Source organism: Mycolicibacterium sp. MU0053, from assembly GCF_963378095.1.
Classification (GTDB): Bacteria; Actinomycetota; Actinomycetes; order Mycobacteriales; family Mycobacteriaceae; genus Mycobacterium; species Mycobacterium burgundiense.
In genome coordinates this window covers 5,314,064-5,332,297 of the sequence record NZ_OY726397.1, presented here as the reverse complement: position 1 = coordinate 5,332,297, position 18,234 = coordinate 5,314,064, and the positions used below count along the sequence as shown (strand labels likewise).

The 18,234-nt window shown below is 67.7% G+C and carries 16 protein-coding genes and 1 pseudogene; 12 read left to right on the top strand and 5 right to left on the bottom strand.

Annotated features, from left to right (window positions below):
• Positions 1-29 precede the first annotated feature (29 nt).
• The 3 genes and pseudogenes from RCP80_RS25340 to RCP80_RS25330 form a co-directional block, all read left to right on the top strand.
• On the top strand, positions 30-1,661 hold the full coding sequence (locus tag RCP80_RS25340) for a glutamate synthase-related protein (RefSeq protein WP_308480313.1): 1,632 nt from the start codon (positions 30-32) through the stop codon (positions 1,659-1,661).
• A 79-nt stretch (positions 1,662-1,740) separates the two neighbouring features.
• Complete coding sequence (locus tag RCP80_RS25335; RefSeq protein ID WP_308480312.1) at positions 1,741-2,340, top strand: thiamine pyrophosphate-dependent enzyme; 600 nt, start codon at positions 1,741-1,743, stop codon at positions 2,338-2,340.
• A 17-nt stretch (positions 2,341-2,357) separates the two neighbouring features.
• Positions 2,358-2,576: pseudogene (locus RCP80_RS25330) on the top strand (hypothetical protein); the annotation flags it as partial.
• Here RCP80_RS25330 and RCP80_RS25325 read toward each other — a convergent pair.
• Positions 2,488-3,066, bottom strand: a complete 579-nt coding sequence (locus tag RCP80_RS25325; RefSeq protein WP_308480311.1) for a TetR/AcrR family transcriptional regulator — start codon at positions 3,064-3,066, stop codon at positions 2,488-2,490. The pseudogene RCP80_RS25330 and the gene RCP80_RS25325 sit on opposite strands and share 89 nt — an antisense overlap.
• Before the next feature lie 153 nt (positions 3,067-3,219).
• Between RCP80_RS25325 and RCP80_RS25320 the strand changes: the two genes are divergently transcribed.
• From RCP80_RS25320 to RCP80_RS25295, 6 genes are read left to right on the top strand one after another with little or no spacing between them, the layout of a single operon-like run.
• Positions 3,220-3,867 (top strand): hydrolase, encoded by a 648-nt coding sequence (locus RCP80_RS25320; protein ID WP_308480310.1) that lies wholly within the window; start codon positions 3,220-3,222, stop codon positions 3,865-3,867.
• 1 nt (position 3,868) lies between these two features.
• Entirely contained in the window at positions 3,869-5,104 is a 1,236-nt protein-coding gene (locus RCP80_RS25315; protein WP_308480309.1) for an amino acid ABC transporter substrate-binding protein, read from the top strand.
• Entirely contained in the window at positions 5,085-5,828 is a 744-nt protein-coding gene (locus RCP80_RS25310; RefSeq protein ID WP_308480308.1) for an SDR family NAD(P)-dependent oxidoreductase, read from the top strand. Before RCP80_RS25315 ends, RCP80_RS25310 begins: the two co-directional genes overlap by 20 nt.
• Before the next feature lie 39 nt (positions 5,829-5,867).
• Positions 5,868-7,427: an alpha/beta hydrolase gene (locus RCP80_RS25305; protein ID WP_308480307.1), complete on the top strand. Its 1,560-nt coding sequence runs from the start codon at positions 5,868-5,870 to the stop codon at positions 7,425-7,427.
• 59 nt (positions 7,428-7,486) lie between these two features.
• Positions 7,487-7,813 carry an ArsR/SmtB family transcription factor gene (locus tag RCP80_RS25300; RefSeq protein ID WP_308480306.1) on the top strand — a complete coding sequence of 109 codons (327 nt, stop codon included), beginning with the start codon at positions 7,487-7,489 and terminating at the stop codon, positions 7,811-7,813.
• Between the two features lie 2 nt (positions 7,814-7,815).
• On the top strand, positions 7,816-8,304 hold the full coding sequence (locus RCP80_RS25295; RefSeq protein ID WP_308480305.1) for an SRPBCC family protein: 489 nt from the start codon (positions 7,816-7,818) through the stop codon (positions 8,302-8,304).
• A 52-nt stretch (positions 8,305-8,356) separates the two neighbouring features.
• Here RCP80_RS25295 and RCP80_RS25290 read toward each other — a convergent pair whose 3' ends face one another.
• Complete coding sequence (locus RCP80_RS25290; protein WP_308480304.1) at positions 8,357-9,178, bottom strand: nitroreductase family protein; 822 nt, start codon at positions 9,176-9,178, stop codon at positions 8,357-8,359.
• A 224-nt stretch (positions 9,179-9,402) separates the two neighbouring features.
• On the opposite strand from RCP80_RS25290, the gene RCP80_RS25285 reads away from it, so the two are divergent.
• Positions 9,403-10,791, top strand: a complete 1,389-nt coding sequence (locus RCP80_RS25285; RefSeq protein WP_308480303.1) for an oxygenase MpaB family protein — start codon at positions 9,403-9,405, stop codon at positions 10,789-10,791.
• A gap of 21 nt (positions 10,792-10,812) precedes the next feature.
• On the opposite strand, the gene RCP80_RS25280 is transcribed toward RCP80_RS25285, so the two are convergent.
• A complete protein-coding gene (locus RCP80_RS25280; RefSeq protein WP_308480302.1) occupies positions 10,813-11,733 on the bottom strand; it encodes a serine hydrolase in 921 nt (306 codons plus the stop codon).
• A 122-nt stretch (positions 11,734-11,855) separates the two neighbouring features.
• Between RCP80_RS25280 and RCP80_RS25275 the strand changes: the two genes are divergently transcribed.
• Positions 11,856-14,384 (top strand): excinuclease ABC subunit UvrA, encoded by a 2,529-nt coding sequence (locus tag RCP80_RS25275; protein ID WP_373693411.1) that lies wholly within the window; start codon positions 11,856-11,858, stop codon positions 14,382-14,384.
• Positions 14,385-14,443: 59 nt separating this feature from the next.
• Here the strand turns inward: RCP80_RS25275 and RCP80_RS25270 are convergent, their stop codons facing one another.
• Both RCP80_RS25270 and RCP80_RS25265 read right to left on the bottom strand, forming a co-directional pair.
• Positions 14,444-15,205: a cutinase family protein gene (locus RCP80_RS25270; RefSeq protein WP_308480301.1), complete on the bottom strand. Its 762-nt coding sequence runs from the start codon at positions 15,203-15,205 to the stop codon at positions 14,444-14,446.
• Positions 15,206-15,448: 243 nt separating this feature from the next.
• Positions 15,449-16,870: a serine hydrolase domain-containing protein gene (locus RCP80_RS25265; protein WP_308480300.1), complete on the bottom strand. Its 1,422-nt coding sequence runs from the start codon at positions 16,868-16,870 to the stop codon at positions 15,449-15,451.
• 160 nt (positions 16,871-17,030) lie between these two features.
• Here RCP80_RS25265 and RCP80_RS25260 point away from each other — a divergent pair, with 160 nt between their 5' ends.
• A complete protein-coding gene (locus RCP80_RS25260) occupies positions 17,031-18,122 on the top strand; it encodes a VldE C-terminal domain-containing protein (protein ID WP_308483014.1) in 1,092 nt (363 codons plus the stop codon).
• Positions 18,123-18,234 lie beyond the last annotated feature (112 nt).

Below are 18,234 nucleotides of genomic sequence, written 5' to 3'. Positions count from 1 at the left end.
AACCCCTGACCAACCCCGAGGAGCAGTCAATGACCACGGCGCCAGAATCGCGAACCGGCGTGCGGGTGGTGGCCCTGTCCGAGCTGCCCGATAACGCTCCGTTCGCGGTCAACACCGCGGGTGTGGACCTTGTGCTCGTCCGGCGTGGTGCGGATGTCTCGGCGTTGTATGGCCGTTGTGCACACCGTGGTGCGCTGCTCGCGGATGGGCACGTCGACGGCGACGTGGTCTTCTGTGACGTGCATGGCTGGCGTTACGACGTCGAGACCGGCGTCTCACCGGTCAACCCCGCGGTGGCGTTGGCGACGTTTGCGGCCTGGGTCCGGGACGGGGCCGTCTATGTCGACCAATCCGCGATAGTCGAGTTCGCCCGGGCCAATGGGCAATCCCACGATGACGACGGTTACCAGGGCCGGTGGGCCAGGCCCGCCGATACCGCGGAAGAACCGTTCAACACCGGAATTCATGAGCTTGCCGCGCACGGACTGAGCAAGGTCGGAAAGCACGGTCCCGCAGCGGCGATGGGCGTGCCGCGCACCGAGCTGCCGTCCTGGGATTCGATCCAGCTGGTCACCGCGCAGCTGGCGCGGCTACCGCTGCTCGATGAGGAACCGGTCAGCACCGAGACAGTGATCGGACCGGGTGCCAGACGCCCGCTGGTGCTCGACATTCCGGTGTTCGTCAGCGATATGAGCTTCGGTGCGTTGTCCGAGGAGGCCAAGACTGCGCTGGCGGCCGGGGCCGAACTCGCCGGGACGGGGATCTGTTCCGGGGAGGGCGGCATGCTTCCCGAAGAACAGCAGCAGAATTCGAGGTACTTCTACGAACTTGCCTCCGGCCGGTTCGGGTGGAGCGTTGAGCATCTGAACAAGGTCCAGGCGTTTCATTTCAAAGGGGGCCAGGGCGCCAAAACGGGTACCGGCGGACATCTTCCCGGCACCAAGGTGGTGGGAAAGATCGCCGAAGTGCGGGGTTTGGCCGCGGGCACGGCGGCGATCTCGCCGGCCCGGTTCCCGGACTGGACCTCCCTGTCGGAGTACAAGGACTTCGCCGCGCAGGTCCGCGACATCTCGGGCGGGATCCCGGTCGGCTACAAACTCAGTGCCCAACACATCGAGCGCGACCTCGACGCCGCCCTCGAGATCGGCGTCGACTACATCATCCTCGATGGCCGCGGCGGCGGAACCGGTTCCGCGCCCACGATTTTCCGCGACAACATCTCGGTACCCACCATCCCGGCGTTGGCCCGGGCCCGCCGGCACCTGGACCGCAGTCAAAGCCGGATCACGCTGGCCATCACCGGTGGCCTCCGCACACCGGCGGACATGGTCAAAGCGCTGGGGCTGGGGGCCGACGCGATCGGCATCGCCAACAGCGCGATTCAGGCCATCGGCTGCGTCGGCATGCGGGCTTGCCACACCAACACCTGCCCGGTCGGCATCGCCACCCAAGATCCGCGCCTCCGCGCTCGCCTGCCGGTGCGACAGGCCGCAGAACGGTTGGACCGGTACCTGCGTTCGGCGGTGGACCTGATGGTGGTGCTCGCGCGGGCCTGCGGACACCGGCGCCTCGCCGATTTCACCCTCGAGGACCTGACGACGTTCGACCGCGACTTCGCCTACCTCAGCGGGGTCCCCTACGCAGGAGTGACGCCGCTGTGAGCATCGCCGACAACGACCACGAACTCGACTGGCACAAAGCCGCCGACCCGGGCGAACTTGACGAGGGCCAGGTCGCAGCGTGCCCGGCCGGGCTCAAGACGGTGGTACCGAAAAAGCCCGCCGCGCCGCCAAGCACCCCGACGGCCGGATCGCTGCAGCGACGGTCTTCGCCGAACTCAGCCACCTCATCCCGGCCAACGCCGTGCTCACCGTGGACGTGGGCAACCATGCCTACTCCTTCGGGCGCTACTTCGAGACCAAAGACCAACAGTCCGTGCTGATGTCGGGCTACCTCGGGTCCATCGGCTTCGGCTTCCCGGCGGCGATGGGGGCCTGGGCCGCCGCCCCCGACCGCCCCATCATCGCCGTCACCGGCGACGGTGGCTTCGGCCAGTACCTCGCCGACTTCACCACCGCGGTCAAGTACGACATGAACATCACCCACATCCTGCTCAACAACGGTGAACTCGGCAAGATCACCCAAGAACAGCGCAGTTCCGAGTACGAGGTGTCGCAGACCTCGCTGCACAATCCAGACTTCGCCGCGTATGCGCGAGACTGCGGCGCCTACGGCAAACAAGTCAGCCGCGCTGCCGATCTGAATTCGGCTATCGCAACGGCGCTCAGCCACCCCGGGCCGGCGCTAGTCGAAATCCTCACCGACGCGCGGTCCAGCTGAGACAGACTAGATTTCGTTCCCGTAGGTTGGCCACCCTCGCCGATCCGCACGCCGTGGCCGACCCAACCGGTGCAGAATTGGCCGCATGGTCACTGGTGCACGGATTCGCGACAGTCGTTGTCCTCGAGGTCATCGGGCGAACGCCCCTCACCGCACTCCCTCGAACGCGAGCTTCAACAGCGCGTCGACGTGTTGGGGTTCGAGTGGCATTGCGTGCAACATTCGGTATTCGATGACCCCGTAGAGGACGTCACGCAGCGTGTGCACGTCGGCGTCGGCGCGTATCTCGCCGCGTTCCTGAGCCAGGCCAGCGCGCGCGCTGAACCCTGTGATGTTGGGTTCGACGACTTGCTCGTAGACGGCGTCCAACAGGCCGGGATCGGATTGACCCGCCGTGATCACACCGCGATATGCGGCTCCGAAACCCGTGGTCGTGACCAACTCCAAGATGCCGAGCAACTGGGTCCGCAGGTCGGCGACGATGTCACCGGTGTCGGGGAACACCACGACGGGATTCAGGGACCGGGTGGCAGCTTCGAGTACCACCGCACCCTTCGACGGCCACCATCGGTAGATGGTCTGCTTGCCGCAACCCGCCCGTCTGGCGATCGCCTCGATCGAAACGTTGTCGTACCCGCGCTCGCTGATCAGGGCGATAGACGCGTCCAGGATGGCCTGCCGCGACTGTTCGTTGCGCCGGCCGGGATCGGGAGGGTTCGCGGACATGTCAGCACACTAGCGAGGGACACGGCCTAAGACAACACGAGACGGTCCGTATTGACACGAGACGAGCCGGGCCGTACCGTCATTGTCATCGCCCCCAGCGGCGGTGGTTGACCCTCAGTACCTGGTGTGTTGCTCACCCGAAGGAGAACTCCCATGCCCAAAACCGGTCTCGATGGATTGCTGCGCGCGGAGGACAGCGTCGTCGTGCTGATCGACCACCAGCCGTTTCAGTTCGCCAACCTGAACAGTCACGAACCCGCCCTGATCGCCAACAACGTCGTGGGTCTGGCGAAAGGTGCGAAAGCCTTTGGCGTGCCCACGATTCTGACCACGGTGCTCGAGGAACGCGGCGGCTACCTGATCAAGGCGCTGCAGGATGTCTTTCCCGATCAAAAGCCGATCGACCGAACGTTCATCAACACCTGGGAGGACCAGAACGTCGTCGACGTGGTGAAAGCCACCGGCCGCAAGCAACTCGTCCTGGCAGCGCTGTGGACCGAGGTGTGCCTGGCGATGCCGACGATCCAGGCCCTAGCCGAGGGGTACGACGTCTTCATCGTCACCGACGCCTCCGGCGGCGTCTCGGCCGAAGCGCACGAGATGGCGGTGCGTCGCATGGTCGCCGCCGGCGCGGTGCCGATCACCTGGCTGGCGGTGTTGTCCGAGTGGCAACGTGATTGGGCGCGTGAAGAAACTGCGGCCGGCTTCACCGAGGTCATCCTCGAGCATGCCGGCGGCAGCGGGATCGCGTTCGCGTGGGAGATGCAACTGCTCAACGGCCGGGTCGGCGCGGGAGTCTGAAGTGGCCGTTACCTCGGTACCCATCCGCATCGGGTACTGCATGTCGTTGACCGGCCCGGTAGCAGGCAACACCGGGTCGGCACGACTTGCCCACGACATCTGGTGCGAGGACATCAACGGCCGCGGCGGTCTTCTGGGCCGGCCCGTGGAGCTGGTGTACTACGACGATCATGCGGATGCGGCCCGGGTTCCCGGTCTCTACCGCCGGCTACTGGACCAGGACAAGGTGGATCTGGTCGTCGGTGGGTACGGCACCAACACGGTGCTGCCGGCGCTGCCGTTGATCGCACAACGGCAGCGCTTCTTCGTCGGGCTGATGGCGCTCGGCGCCAACAACGAACTCGGCTATCCGAACTACTTCGCGATGATTCCCACCGGACCCGATCCCAATGCCGCACTCACAGAGGGGTTCTTCGCGCTCGCCGCCGAGCAACAACCGCGGTCGACCACTGCGGCGCTGCTGTCCGCGGACGCCGAGTTCTCCCGCAATCCCGTTCTCGGCGCCAAGGCCAACGCGGCGAAGTACGGCATCGAGATCGTGCACGAAGCGACCTATCCGCTGGGCACCGAGGACTTCGGGCCCGTCGTCGACGCTGTCGCCGACAGCGGGTGCGATGTGCTGTTTCTGTGTTCCTATCTCGACGACTCGGTCGCCCTGGTGCGCACGATCAGCGCACACCGGTTCCGCCCGAGGCTGGTGGGCGGAGCTATGATCGGACCGCAGAACACCGCGGTGCGGACGGCACTCGGACCCCTGCTCAACGGCTTCGTGAACTACGAATACTGGGCGCCCGTACCGACCATGATGTTCCCCGGCGTCCGAGAGCTGCTTGCCACCTACCAGAGCCGGGCCGCAGCTGCAGGTGTCGATCTCCTGGGCCACTACATGGCGCCGTTGGCCTATGCCCAGCTGCAGGTCGTCGCCCAGGCCGTCGAGGCGACGGGTGGTCTCGAGGACGCCAGTCTCTCCGAGTACGCCCGGAGCGCGACGTTTCCCACGGTGATGGGCGATGTCGAGTTCGGGGTCAACGGGGAGTGGCGACGCCCACGCGTCTTGCAGGTCCAGTTCCAGGGTGTGTCCGGCCACGATGTCGACCAATTCCGCAGCGCCGGCGGCCAAGTCGTGGTCTCACCGCCGAGCTTCGTCTCCGGCGAACTCATCTCCCCCTACGCCAATGCACGACCGCAATCGAGCGGTACAAGAAATGGAGGATCACATGCCGTCTCTGACAGGTAAGACTGCACTCGTCACGGGAGCAACATCAGGAATCGGCCTTGCGGCTGCGCGTGCGCTCGCCGAGGACGGCGCCTACGTCTTTCTGGTGGGTCGTCGCGAAGAGGCCCTTAAGGAAGCCGTCGCCGGCATCGGCTCCGGGCAGGCCGGCTTCATCCGCGCCGACGTGACACAGCAGTCCGATCTCGACCGCGTCGCCTCCACCATCGAAGCCGCGGGCCACGGACTCGACATCGTGTTCGCCAACGCGGGCATCGCCGAGGTCGCGCCCCTGGGGGATATCACCTGGGAGCACTACACCCACACGTTCAACACCAACGTGGGCGGCATCATCTTCACCGTGCAGGCCGCGCTTCCGCTGCTCAACGAGGGCGCCTCGGTGATTCTGTGCGGGTCCAGTGGCGATGTGAAGGCGAATCCCGGCACGAGCGTCTACGCGGCTTCCAAGACCGCGATCCGATCCCTGGCTCGCAGCTGGGCCGAAGAACTCGTCGACCGCAACGTTCGCGTCAACGTCGTCGCCCCAGGACTCACGGAGACGCCGGGATTGAAGGAACTCTTCACCGGCGCCGACGACGGCCTCGCAGCGTTGGCCGCCTCGATGCCCATGAAGCGCCTCGCCCGGCCGGCGGAGGTCGGTAGCGTGGTCGCGTTCTTGGCCTCCGACGGCAGCACCTTCATGACCGGCTCAGAGATCTACGTCGACGGCGGCGGCAGCCAGTTCTGATCCCGCGGAAAACCGACCGACCACCGAACGGATTATCCAATGCTGGCAAGGCTTTTCACGTCCGTACACCAGAAGCGCCGGGGCTCGTCCCTCGCCTTCCTGATCCTGGCCTTGACCATCGCGATGACGTCTTGCACTTCACCGACACCGTCATCTGGCCTGGATCGGTTCTACTCGCAAGAGATTGCCTGGGAGTCCTGTGAGGGCTATGCCAATACCGCGATCGAGCGCGCGGTCTTTGCCCAGGCGCCGACCATGGAGTGCGGACGTGTGGAAGTGCCGCTGGATTATCAAGATCCGGAAGGAAAGACCGCGCGCCTGGCCGTCGCCCGAGTGCCCGCCCGCGGTCAGCCCATCGGCTCGTTGGTGATCAACCCCGGCGGGCCCGGCGGTTCCGGTTTGTTCGCCACCGCGGCGACGGCGATGTCCCTGCCGGAGGCCCGGCTGACCGACAGCTTCGACCTGGTCGGGTTCGACCCGCGCGGCGTGGGCAGCACGGACCCGGCCGTCGATTGTTTCACCGACGCCGAGGCCGACCGTGGCGAGTTCCTGTTGAGCACGCAGGGCACGGCGGTGCAATGGACCGAACAGGACACCAGAGAGATCCTCGATCGGTGTGCCGAGCGCTCGGGCGGCCTCGACGTGTTGGCCAGCGTGGGCACCCGCGATTCGGCGCGTGACATCGACGTACTGCGGGCGGTCCTCGGCGATGAGCAGCTCACCTTCCTGGGGCAGAGTTACGGGACGCGACTCGGTGCCGTCTACGCCGAACAGTTCCCGCAGAACGTGCGCGCGATGCTGCTCGACGGCGCCATCGACCCGAACCAGGGCACCTTCGAGCGCCGGGTCGCGGCGTATGCCGGGTTCCAGCGCTCGTTCGGCCAGATGGCCGAGTTCTGCGCCGAGCAGCAGGACTGTCCGCTGGGCGACGACCCGGCCCGGGCGACCGAGGAGTTCCACCGGATCGTGCGGCCGCTCTACGGGCAACCGGTGCCGGCGCTGGACTCCGACCTGGGCTTTGACGAAGCGATCGGCGGCGTCATCGCGGGCCTCTACACCGAAGCGGCCTGGCCCCGAATCATCACCGGCATGGCGCAGTTGCAGCGGGGGCGCGGCGATGAACTGCTCCAACTCAACTACGACTTCTCGCTCCGCGACGCCGAGGGCCGCTGGCCCAACCTCGCCGAGGCGCTCTACGCGATCAACTGCATGGACGAGGAACGCCTCACCGTAGAGCAGGGTGATGCCTTGCGCGCCAGCATCTTTGACGCTGCCCCGTTCATGGATCCCGGAGTGGCGCTCACCGGCGCCCGCGACGGGTGTGAGCAGTGGCCTACCGAGCCGACGCTGGGCATCCCGTACGCAGCCGACGTCGTGGGCCTACCGCCCACACTGGTTGTGTCGATCACCGGTGACCCCACCACGCCGCACGCCGGCGGCGTCAAGCTGGCAGAGACGCTCGGCGGTGCCTTGCTCACCGTGAAAGGGGAGGGCCACACCATCGTGCTGGCCGGAACCAACCAGTGCGTCAACGAGATCGCCGCCGACTACCTGATCGATCTCGAGTTGCCGGACGAGGATGCGTCCTGCGAACTGTGACGGGCCCGGCCTAAAATCGGGGTTGACAACATACAACTGATTGGTTGTACATTAGTGCTGTGACCGATCGGGACGAGGACAGCGCGGACGCGTTCTTCCACGCCCTGGCCGACCGGACTCGGCGGGACATCCTGCGTCGGGTGCTGGCCGGGGAACACTCGGTCACCGCGCTGGCGGCGAACTACGACATGAGCTTCGCCGCGGTGCAGAAACACGTCGCCGTGCTGGAGAAGGCAGGCCTGATCTCCAAGCGTCGCCAGGGGCGAGAGCAGCTGGCGAGTGGCGATGTGGAGGCCGTGCGATCAGTCGCCTCGATGCTCACCGAGCTCGAAGACGTCTGGCGCGGCCGCATCGCTCGCATTGACGACCTACTCAGCAAGGAATAACCATGCCTGTCACCAACATCAGCAAAAACATCGACGACCTCACCCTGACGATCACCGCGGAGTTCGCGGCGCCCGTCGAGCGGGTCTGGCAGATCTACGCCGACCCGCGGCAGCTGGAGAGAATCTGGGGTCCGCCCGAGTACCCGGCCACCGTGGTCGAGCATGCGCTCACGCCGGGCGGCACCGTCACGTACTTCATGACCGGACCCGAAGGCGAGAAGTACGGCGGCTATTGGAGCGTCACCGCCGTCGACGAGCCGCGCAGCTTCAGTTTCGAAGACGGGTTCGCCGACGACGAGCTGAAGCCGGCCGGCGACATGCCGGTCGCGCACAGCGTCTACACCTTCGAGGCGGTCGGCGACGGCGGCACCCGGGTCACCTACGTCAGCAGGTACGAGACGGCCGAAGGCCTGCAGCAGGTGCTCGAGATGGGCGTCGAAGAGGGTTCGACGCAGGCGATCAACCAGATCGACGCATTCCTGGCAAGCTGACGCCGGCGGCGGTGCCGGAACTCCTTGGAAAATAGGGGGTTCCGGCATCGCCCTACTGGAGCGCGAAGGTGGTTGTCTCCGCGACGGACCGCCGTTCCAGCGGCGGCAGCGGATCGCCGTCCGACTGCTGCCCGAGCCGGATCAATGCCTGCGGGTAGGCGTCGCCGTCGAAGATCTCGCACGCGAGTGTCAGGCTGTTGCGCGGATCCCGCAGCGGCTCCGTCAAGGGGCAGGTGGCGAGTCCGAGGGCCGCGGCCGAGAGCGTCAGGTGGCTCAGTGCCTCGCCGGCGCGCAGCCGCATCAGGTCGCTGTCGGTGTCGGTCGCCAACACGAGCATCGCGGCCTGGTCGTCGTCGTGCTGGTCGGCACCAGCTGCGTAGCGCAGCGCAAATTCGGTCGCGCCGATCCTGGTCCATCGACTGGTCGGCACCACGGACAGCTGCACCCCAAAGCGTTGCGCACGCATGACAAGTAGTTCGACCGTGCCGGCAGGCAGCGAGCCGCTATAGGGCCGCCGATCGGCCCGACGGAGCGCAATCGCGTCAGCCAACTCGCGACTGCCATCACCGGCGGGTTGCGGGTCCAACTCGAATGACGCCAGCACGTCGTCCGCGGGGAAGCGATGGACCCGGCTCGACCAGCCGGCGGCGGCGAACGCGACCGCGCAGTGGTGCAGCACGGCGCCGCAGCTCAGGAAGACGTCGCGCCGATCGGAGTCGGTGTCACCGCGGCGGCGGGGCCAGTCGGCGAACAACTGCACGCCCCGGTTGTCGACGTGCCAGCGCCAGGGCTGGGTGTTGCCGGCCGAAGGGGCGCGCGCCGCGAGGTCCAGTACGCGCTCCAGCTCGGCGGCGTCGGGGAAGGCAGCGGCCACACTTCTCACCTCCACCAGATGCCAGTGACTCGGGGTACGGCGTCAGTCTAAGAGCAGCGGGTCGATCCGCGATCGCATTGCTCGGCTGCCCACCGAGCGCAACCGAAGCACCCCGCGTCACCTGCACGGATTCCGTATCAGGTGCGGAATGACGGTTCACATAACCGCCTATCTGCGATAGCGTCGCAATCAGTGCCCTGTACTTCTGCGATTGGACCCGATTGATGACCGTGACCGGTACGCGTCCAGCGATCCTGCTCGAGGACGTCGAGTTCAATCGACGCGACCACCCCGATAAGCCGCTGCGACCCATCCCGCCCGGACGTGACCATTTCGCCGCCCAGTGGCGGCACATGCGGGAGTTCATGTTCGGCGAGTGGATCGATATCGACAAAGAGGTTGAACCGAACGACATCACCCGCATGCGTGATGACTATTTCTGGCAGGCCGACGAACACATGATCGGTGCGGCGGACGCGTTCGAGCGCCTCGGTCCAGAAAAGGGCCGGGCGCTGTTCGAGCAGGCTTTGACGCAGGGTATCGACACGCTGGAGAATCCGCCGCCGGAGTTCGTCGAACTCTTCGAGCACCTCGACACCCTGGCCGACCAGTTCGATCTCGTCGCGGCCGAACGAGGCCGGATGCTGGCGATGTCGAGCACGCTGGCCGCCACCACGATCATCCAGGGCTGGGCGTTCTACGAGACTGCGATGACCGGTGACATCTCCGCATCCACCGGAGCCACCGGGCGGTTCGCCGACGATGGCCCGCGCCGCTTCATCGAGACGGCGCGGGTGTTCGCGCAGTTCACCCTGCCCGACATCTTCGACCGGCACTCGGAAGCCTTCCAGGACGTGGTGCGAGTGCGGTTGATGCACGCAATCGTCAGCCGCGGGCTGCGGCGCAAGTGGGGCGACCAGGTCTACCTCAAGTTCGGTGAGCCTATTCCGGTGACCTCGCTGCTCGGCTTCGGCAGCGGGATGCTGCTCGGACGACTCGTCGATCACGCGTTCGGGCGCAAACTGACCCGCCAACAACTCGACGACCTGGCTGAGTACTCGACATACTCCGGGCGCCTGTGGGGTGCGCCCGAGCGACTGCACTCCGCCGACGGGGTGGAGCTCATCAAGTCACTGAACTACGTCCTGGCCAGGGGTGGCAACCCGTCGCCGTGGCGGGCCGAACTCGTCGACGCCATCGCCGGTCCCGCCCACATCGAAACCCTGACCGAAACCCAGCCCGACTTGGTCAAGAAGTTGGTGGCTCGCTACGCCAACCAGCTCACGGCGACCATCGCGCTGGCCCCGGCTGGAGTCGTGTTCGGGTATCGGCAGATCGAGGCGATGGTCGCGGGGACGCTCTTCGAGCCGCTGGGCTACAACTTCGAGCGCCGGGTGCGGATGTTCACGAACTTCACCCGGCTCAACGTCGGAATCGCGATGGTCACCGACAGGCTGCCGTTCTCCAACCCCATTCGGGAGCGCAAGAAGAAGTCCGGTGCGGCGGCCCGCGCGCGGATCGGCATGCTGAACAAGATCGCCCGCGGCCGACAGATCCCGCTGACCTACAGCCACCACGACCGGTCGAGCACGGGGGAGGGTTTCACCGGCTGAGCGCGGTTCATGCCGGCGACGTCAAACCTTGCCGCCGGGGAACATCGTCTTGACGGCCTGCGTGATGTTGGCACGGGCGGTGGCCTCATCGGTGGGGTCCAGGGAGCCGACGGCCATCACGTAGCGGCGGTCGGGTCCGATGATCCCGGTCGACATGTGCAGCTGGTTGCCGCCGTTCCAGCAGCAGAACCAGCCCTGCTTGACCGCCACCGACTCGGCGTAGAGACCGTCGGGGATACCGAACCGCTGCGGGTACCCGTCATTGCCCGTCGGGGTGAAGCGCGCCAGGTTGCCGATGATGACCTCGGCCTGCTCGGGTGGCAGCCCGCCGGCGCCGTTCAGCAACATGTCGTAATAGCGCACGAGATCGCTAGCGGTGCTCTGTGTCACGTCCCAGTGTCCGTTGTACGGCGCCGTCGTGCCCGCCAACCCGTAGCGCGCCACAATGCGTCCGATGATCGCGTTTCCGCCGCTGCGGTCCCAGAACAGCTGCGCCGCGCTGTCGTCGGAGGAGCGCAGCATGATCTCGAGCGACTTGCGGTCTGCGGCGGAGAGCTCAGTCTTGCCCTCCGACTCCTGCAGGAGCAGGTCGTCGGCGATGAACAGCTTCACCACGGACGCGATGGGGAAGGGCTTGTTGGACCCGCTGGCGAAGCGCTGGCCGGTGCTGCGGTCCAGCACGACGATCTCGACATCGGCCCCGGAGGCGGCCGCGTCGGCGCCGGCCTGACGGACCCGGATGTCGAGACCCTCCGCCGTCGGTGCCGGTGGCACCTGGGGCTGTCCCGGAGGCGGGGCCTGCGGGACGACGACGGGGGCGTGCGGTGCATTCTCGCCGGCCGCAGGCATACCCCAGACCTGCGCCCCACAGCCGGGTATCAGCATCAAGACGGCGGCGATCGCCGTCGTCGTCATCGCCCGATTGATAAACCGCCGGCGCATGAGTGTCCTCCAAACAGATCCTGGGAGCGGGGCAACGCTGCGCCCACCGGTTACCCCACCCTAGGCAATTTATTCATTACGGTTCGGGCGCGGCGGCAGGGCGGTCGTACACAATGGCTCAGGTGGACGACGGTAGCGGTGTGGGCGGGCAGGGCCCGGACCCGTTCATCCGCGTCTACGCCTCCCGCGTGCACAACCTGAACGCCGTGGATGTCGCGGCACCGCGCGATTCCTTCGTGGTGTTCACCGGGGTGTCCGGATCCGGCAAGTCTTCGCTGGCGTTCGGCACCGTCTACGCCGAGGCCCAGCGCCGGTACTTCGAATCGGTGGCCCCGTATGCGCGGCGGTTACTGCTGCCCCAGGACGCCCCGAAGGTCGACGACATCACCGGCCTGCCGCCGGCGGTCGCGCTGCAGCAGCGCCGCGGCACCGCGACGTCGCGGTCGACGGTCGGCACCGTCACCACCTTGTCCAACCTGCTGCGCATGTTGTTCTCGCGTGCCGGAACCTACCCGCCCGGCGCCACCGAGCGGCTGGACTCCGATGCGTTCTCGCCGAACACCACGATCGGCGCCTGCCCGGAGTGTCACGGCCTCGGCCGCATCCACGAGGTCACCGAGCAGACGCTGGTACCCGATCCGTCGCTGACCATCCGCGACGGCGCGGTGGCCGCCTGGCCGGGCGCCTGGCAGGGGCAGAACCTGCGAGACATCCTCATCACGCTTGGTTACGACATCGACAAGCCGTGGCGCAAACTGCCCAAGCGGCACCGGGATTGGATCCTGTTCACCGACGATCAGCCCACCGTCGAGATCGATCCGAGCCGGCATCCGGTCACCGCTGACTATTACTACAACGGCACCTTCTCCAGCGCCGAGCGCCACGTCCGCCACACGCTGGCCAACTCGCAGAGCGCGACGATGCGGCGTCGGGTGCTGCAGTTCGTGCACAGCGCCGACTGCGCCGTCTGCGGTGGCGCCGGGCTGCGGCCCGAAGCGCTCGCGGTGACCTTCGCCGGGCGCACCATCGCGGACCTGGTGTCGCTGCCGTTGACGGCGCTCGCCGATGTCCTGGCCCCGGCCGCGGCCAGGACGGAGTTCGCCGCGGCCTACGAATCCACCGAGTCCGGTGAGTTCACCGAGGTGGCGACCATGATCGCCGCCGACCTGGTGGCCCGGATAGCCGTGCTGGTCGATCTGGGGCTCGGCTACCTGAGCCTGCACCGCCGCACGCCCACGGTCTCGCCGGGTGAGTTGCAGCGGCTGCGGCTGGCGACGCAGCTGCGGGCCGGGCTCTTCGGCGTCCTCTACGTCCTGGACGAGCCGTCGGCCGGACTGCATCCGGCCGACGCCGAACCGTTGCTGGAGGTGCTGGATCGGCTGCGGCGGGCCGGGAACTCGTTGTTCGTGGTCGAGCACGACATGGACGTGGTGCGCCGCGCCGAGTGGATCGTCGATGTCGGCCCCGGTGCCGGTGAGCTCGGCGGGGACGTGCTCTACAGCGGGGCCGTGGCCGGCCTGGCCGACATCGAAGCGTCGGTCACCCGGCGCTACCTGTTCGCCGAGGGGCCCGCTGCCCGACGCACCGCCCGCCCGCCGAGCGGCGTTATGCGGTTGCGCGGCATCACCTTCCACAACCTGCGCGACGTCGACGTCGACATCCCGCTGGGCTCGTTCGTGGCCGTCACCGGGGTGTCGGGGTCGGGCAAGTCGACGCTGGTCTGCAAGGTGCTCGGCGACGTGATGGCCCGCCGGCTCGGTGGATCCGTCGAACTCGCGGAGGACGCCGCCGACGGCGATGCCGAACTCCTCGACATCGACGTCGACTCCAGCGTCGGGGTGAGCGTGGACGGCGCCGAGCTGATCGACCGTCTCATCACGGTGGACCAGCGACCGATCGGACGCACCCCACGCTCGAACCTGGCGACCTACACCGGGCTCTTCGACGCCGTCCGTAAACGATTCGCCGACACCGCCGAAGCGCGGCGGCGGGGCTGGAGCGCCGGCCGCTTCTCGTTCAACGTCGCCGCGGGGCGCTGCGCCACCTGCCAGGGCGAGGGGTTCGTGGCGGTCGAGTTGTTGTTTCTGCCGGGCACCTACGCCACCTGCCCGACCTGTGGTGGCGCGCGCTACTCCGCGGAGACCCTGGAGATCACCTATCGGGGTCACACGATCGCCGACGTGCTGGCGCAGACCGTCGACGAGGCAGCCGAATTTCTGAGCGACTTGCCCGGCGCGGCAAGGAGTTTGGTGACCCTGCGGGAAGTCGGGCTCGGATACCTGCGGCTGGGACAACCGGCGACCGAGCTGTCCGGCGGTGAGGCGCAACGCATCAAGCTGGCCACGGAGTTGCAGCGGGTCAAACGCGGCCACACCCTCTACGTGCTCGACGAACCCACCACAGGCCTGCACCCGGCCGACGTCGAGTTGCTGCACACGCAGCTGCACCGCCTCGTCGACGCCGACAACACCGTCGTGGTGGCCGAGCATGACATGTCGGTGGTGGCGGGAGCCGACCACGTCATCGACCTCGGACCCGGCGGCGGTGACGACGGCGGCACCGTCGTGGTAGCCGGCACACCGGCGGTGGTGGCCGCCGACAAACTCAGCCGCACGGCGCCGTACCTGGCCGCGCAACTCGGCCCGGCGTGACGGCGAGGTCTGCGGTGAGCATGGGCGTTCTTGTCCGGGCCGGATGTGGTGCCGCCGCGTCAGCGGCTGGCGATCTGCCGGGCAACGAAGTCGGCAGCTTGATCGGCCATCCCGTTGCTGACGTAGGCGCTGTGCGCTTTGCGATCGAGGCTGCCCACCTGGCAGACCGGATCCCCAGGCGCGCACAGATCGATGGTCCTGCTCGCGAAGGCGGACCCGATCGTGATGGGTGGCGCACCTTGCTGCAGGAGGTTCACGACGCCGGCGGACGGCTTGCCGAACAACGCCACGGCGGCAACGTTGTTGGCCACGGCCGGTGCTAGCGGCCCGGACAGGCCGGCGGGCAACGCGTAGCCGGCGGGGACGCTGTCGCTGGTGGCGTAGGCGCTGACCGCGGCACCTTGGGAGTAGCCGCCGAGCACGATATCGGTGCTGGGGCAGCGGGTGGCCAGCTCGCTGAGGTGATTGCTGACATCGGCTACGCCGTCGGCGGCGCGGGCAAAGTCCGTCGAGGCGGGGTAGTCGACCGCGTAGACCCCGACACTCTGGCCGGGCAGCCGATTCCGGAGGGCCTCGACGAACGGGGCGCCGACCTTGCCGATGCCTGGTCCCTCGAACGTGCCGCGGGCGAAGACCACTTCTACGTCGGTGCAGCCGGTACTGGCGATGCCGGTCGGTGCCGCCGCGGCCGAGCCGGATCCGCCTAGCAGGGCCGCTGCCCCGACCGCGCTAACGGCGAAGGCTTGCAACAGGATTCGTACGCGTCGGCTGCGGACGGATGACGAGGCGGGCACGCGGCGGGTGAACAGGTGAATGTTCATGGCGGGGAATACCTCTCGGGCTGCGGTCTCGGTGGTGGCTCCATCCGATGTTCAATCGCGACAGCGCACGGAATATTCCACCCGCGAGCCTGCCTACCCATTTCGGTGACAGCGACGACTCGGGAGCGGCGGTCGTCGGGAGCCAGCGCCATGGTCGGATTCCAAGCCGGCGAATTGCGCTCCACGACCTCACGCACTACCCCGCCCTCGTCGAGGAAAGCGCTCAACGTCCCGCCTTGGATGTCAGTTGTCGTACAGATGCAGGGCGCGTGCGGTTTCGGTCGCCACTTCGCCACTCAGCGCTGTGACGGGGGGACCGCCGCGCTGATGGATCACGTTCGCCAGGACAACCACGTAGGTGTTCGACCCCGGATCCATCCACAACGTCACCCCGGTGAACCCGGTGTGGCCGAAGCTGCCGACAGGGAAGACGCTGCCGCGCGGACCGGAGTGCGCGGTATCGATGTCCCAGCCGAAACCACGCAGGTCGGGTTTCGCCGGTGCGGGCTGCTGCGGAGTCGTCATCAATTCCACGGTCGATCGCGCCAGCGGGAAGGGGCTGGGACGGCCGGCCAGCCGGTCGAGTAGCGCCTGCGCGAACCGGCCCATGTCGTGCACGGTCGTGAATACTCCGGCACTGCCGGCCACGCCACCCATGCGGCGTGCCGTCGGATCGTGCACGGTCCCGCGCAGCGGATGCCCGTAGTGGGGGTTGAGCCCTGGAGTGTCCTCATCGAGCGCGGTCGGCGCGATGCGCGGCAGCAGGTCGGTGCTCCACGTGCCAGCCGGGCAGCCGTTCACCTGAGCTCCATTCGGATCGGGGACGATCGCAGTCCCCCGGATTCGGTGCGGGCCACAGGCTTTGGTCGCAGGCAGATAACGCGTGTCCCACATGTCCAGTGGGACAAGCACGTTCTCGTGCACGTAGACATCTTCGGTTTCGCCCGTGAGCTGCTCGAGCACCGCACCGAGGATGATGAAGTTGATGTCGGAGTAGTGGAAGAGCTCTCCGGGATCGAACACCACCCACGCGGCGAGGGCACGGCGGATCCCCTGGGCCTTGTCGGCCTCGTCCAGTCCCCACGGACCGTCCAGACTCAAGTCTCCGGCAATGCCCGAGGTGTGGGTGAGCAACATGCGCAGGGTCACCCGCGCACGGCGCGGATCGTCGGCCGGGTTGAAGGCGGGCAGATACGTCTGCACCGGCTCATCGATCCGGACCTGGCCTTGCTCGTACAGCTGCAGGACGGCGGTCGCGGTCGCCAGGCTCTTGGTCAACGAGGCCACGTCGAAGATGGTGTCCTCGGTCATCGGCTCCGCGGGGGCAGGTGCGCCGTCCAACCCTGGTTCGCCGGCCAGCTTGCGCGAGCCGAAGGCCTGGCGGAACACGACGTTGCCGGCGTGTCCGACCTGGACCACGGCGCCGGGCAGCCGCTGCGCGGCCACCGCCTTCTCGACGAGCCGGGACACGGGGGAGAAGTCACCGCTCGGGATCACCTCGGCGACGACGGGGGTCGGCGACGCGGTCGTCGCGACAGTCGTCGTCGGCGTACCGGTGGCCGGGGGCGGGGCCGCGGAATGCCCGCAAGCCGGGGCGGCGGTGATAGCGAACACGACGGTGCCGACGGCCCAGAGCCGGGTCAGGCGAAATCGTGACACCGTCACCGAATCGAGGGTAGCCCCGCGCGGCGTCGGCGCACCGAGTTCAGCCGCGACCGAACCAAGGTGTGGGTGGACATCGTCATGGCCAGTTCGTAACCTGTCCGGGGACGTAGACAAGCTGGGCCTGAAGCGGTCCTTGCAGCGAAGGATCGTGACTATCCGTATGACCGGGGTGCGCCACTCACTTCGGCGAGCGGTGTGCGCTTCCGCGGCCGCGGTGCTGGCGGCGGCGCTGTTGATGGCCGACGTGCATGCCGACCCGGCGGACGATGCGCTGTCCAGGCTCACCGAACTGTCCAGTCAAGCCGTGCAGACCCGCGAGGCCGTCACGGCCGCTCAACACGATGCCGACGCCCGACTGGCCGCCCAGACCGCGGCCGAGGACCGCCACCGCGCCGACCTCGAGGCCCTTGCGGCCGCGAACGCCCAGCTGGCGCCCTATCAGGCGGCGGTCGACCGGGTGGCGGCGATGACCTACATGAGTGGCCGCGACGGCCAGATGGCGGCGGTGTTGACCGCATCCTCGCCCCAACGGTTGATCGACCGGCTGGCGCTGCAGCGCGTGATCGAGAGAACCACCGCGGAGCAGATGAAGGGCTACCGGGCGGGACGCGAGCAGGCGGGCGCCGCCGCCCAGGCCTCGGAGCGCTCGGCCGCCGAGGCCCGCGCCGCCGCCGAACAGGCCACCGCGGTACGGGCGGACCTGCAGGCCAAGTGGCAGGAACTGCTGCGCCAGATCGCCGCCGCGGAGGCGCAGTACGCGGCGCTGACCCCCGAACAGCAGGCGGTGATCGACAGCGCGCTGCCACCGCCACCGCCGCCGAATGAGCCCGCGCCCGAAGACCCGGCAATTGTCGCGATGCCCGAGCCGTCCCTGGCGGCCGCCCGCATCGACATCCCGGAGGCGCTGCCGGTCGGCGTCGCGAACGAGGCCGGCCTGCAGGCCAACACCGTCCTGGCCGCCCGCGCCGTCAGCGCACGGTTTCCCCAGGTCAACCACATCGACGGGGTCCGGCCGGACTCCAAGCCGTGGCATCCCCGCGGCCTCGCGATCGACATCATGATTCCCAACCACAGCAGCCCCGAGGGCATCGCGCTCGGCGACCAGATTCTCGAGTTCGCGATGGCGAATGCGGGCCGCCTGGGGCTCCAAGATGTGATCTGGCGGGGCACGTACTACACGCCGGCCGGTCCGCAGGCCAGCGGTTACGGCCACTTCGACCACGTGCACATCACCACGCTGCCGCGCCGCTGACCGCGCGGCACTGAGTGTCACCGCACGGCCGGCAGTGGTCGCCGCATTCCTTCGTTGACAGTGCCGCGCCGCCCGGTCTAGCGTTATGACTACACCCGTTGTCAAACAGGGA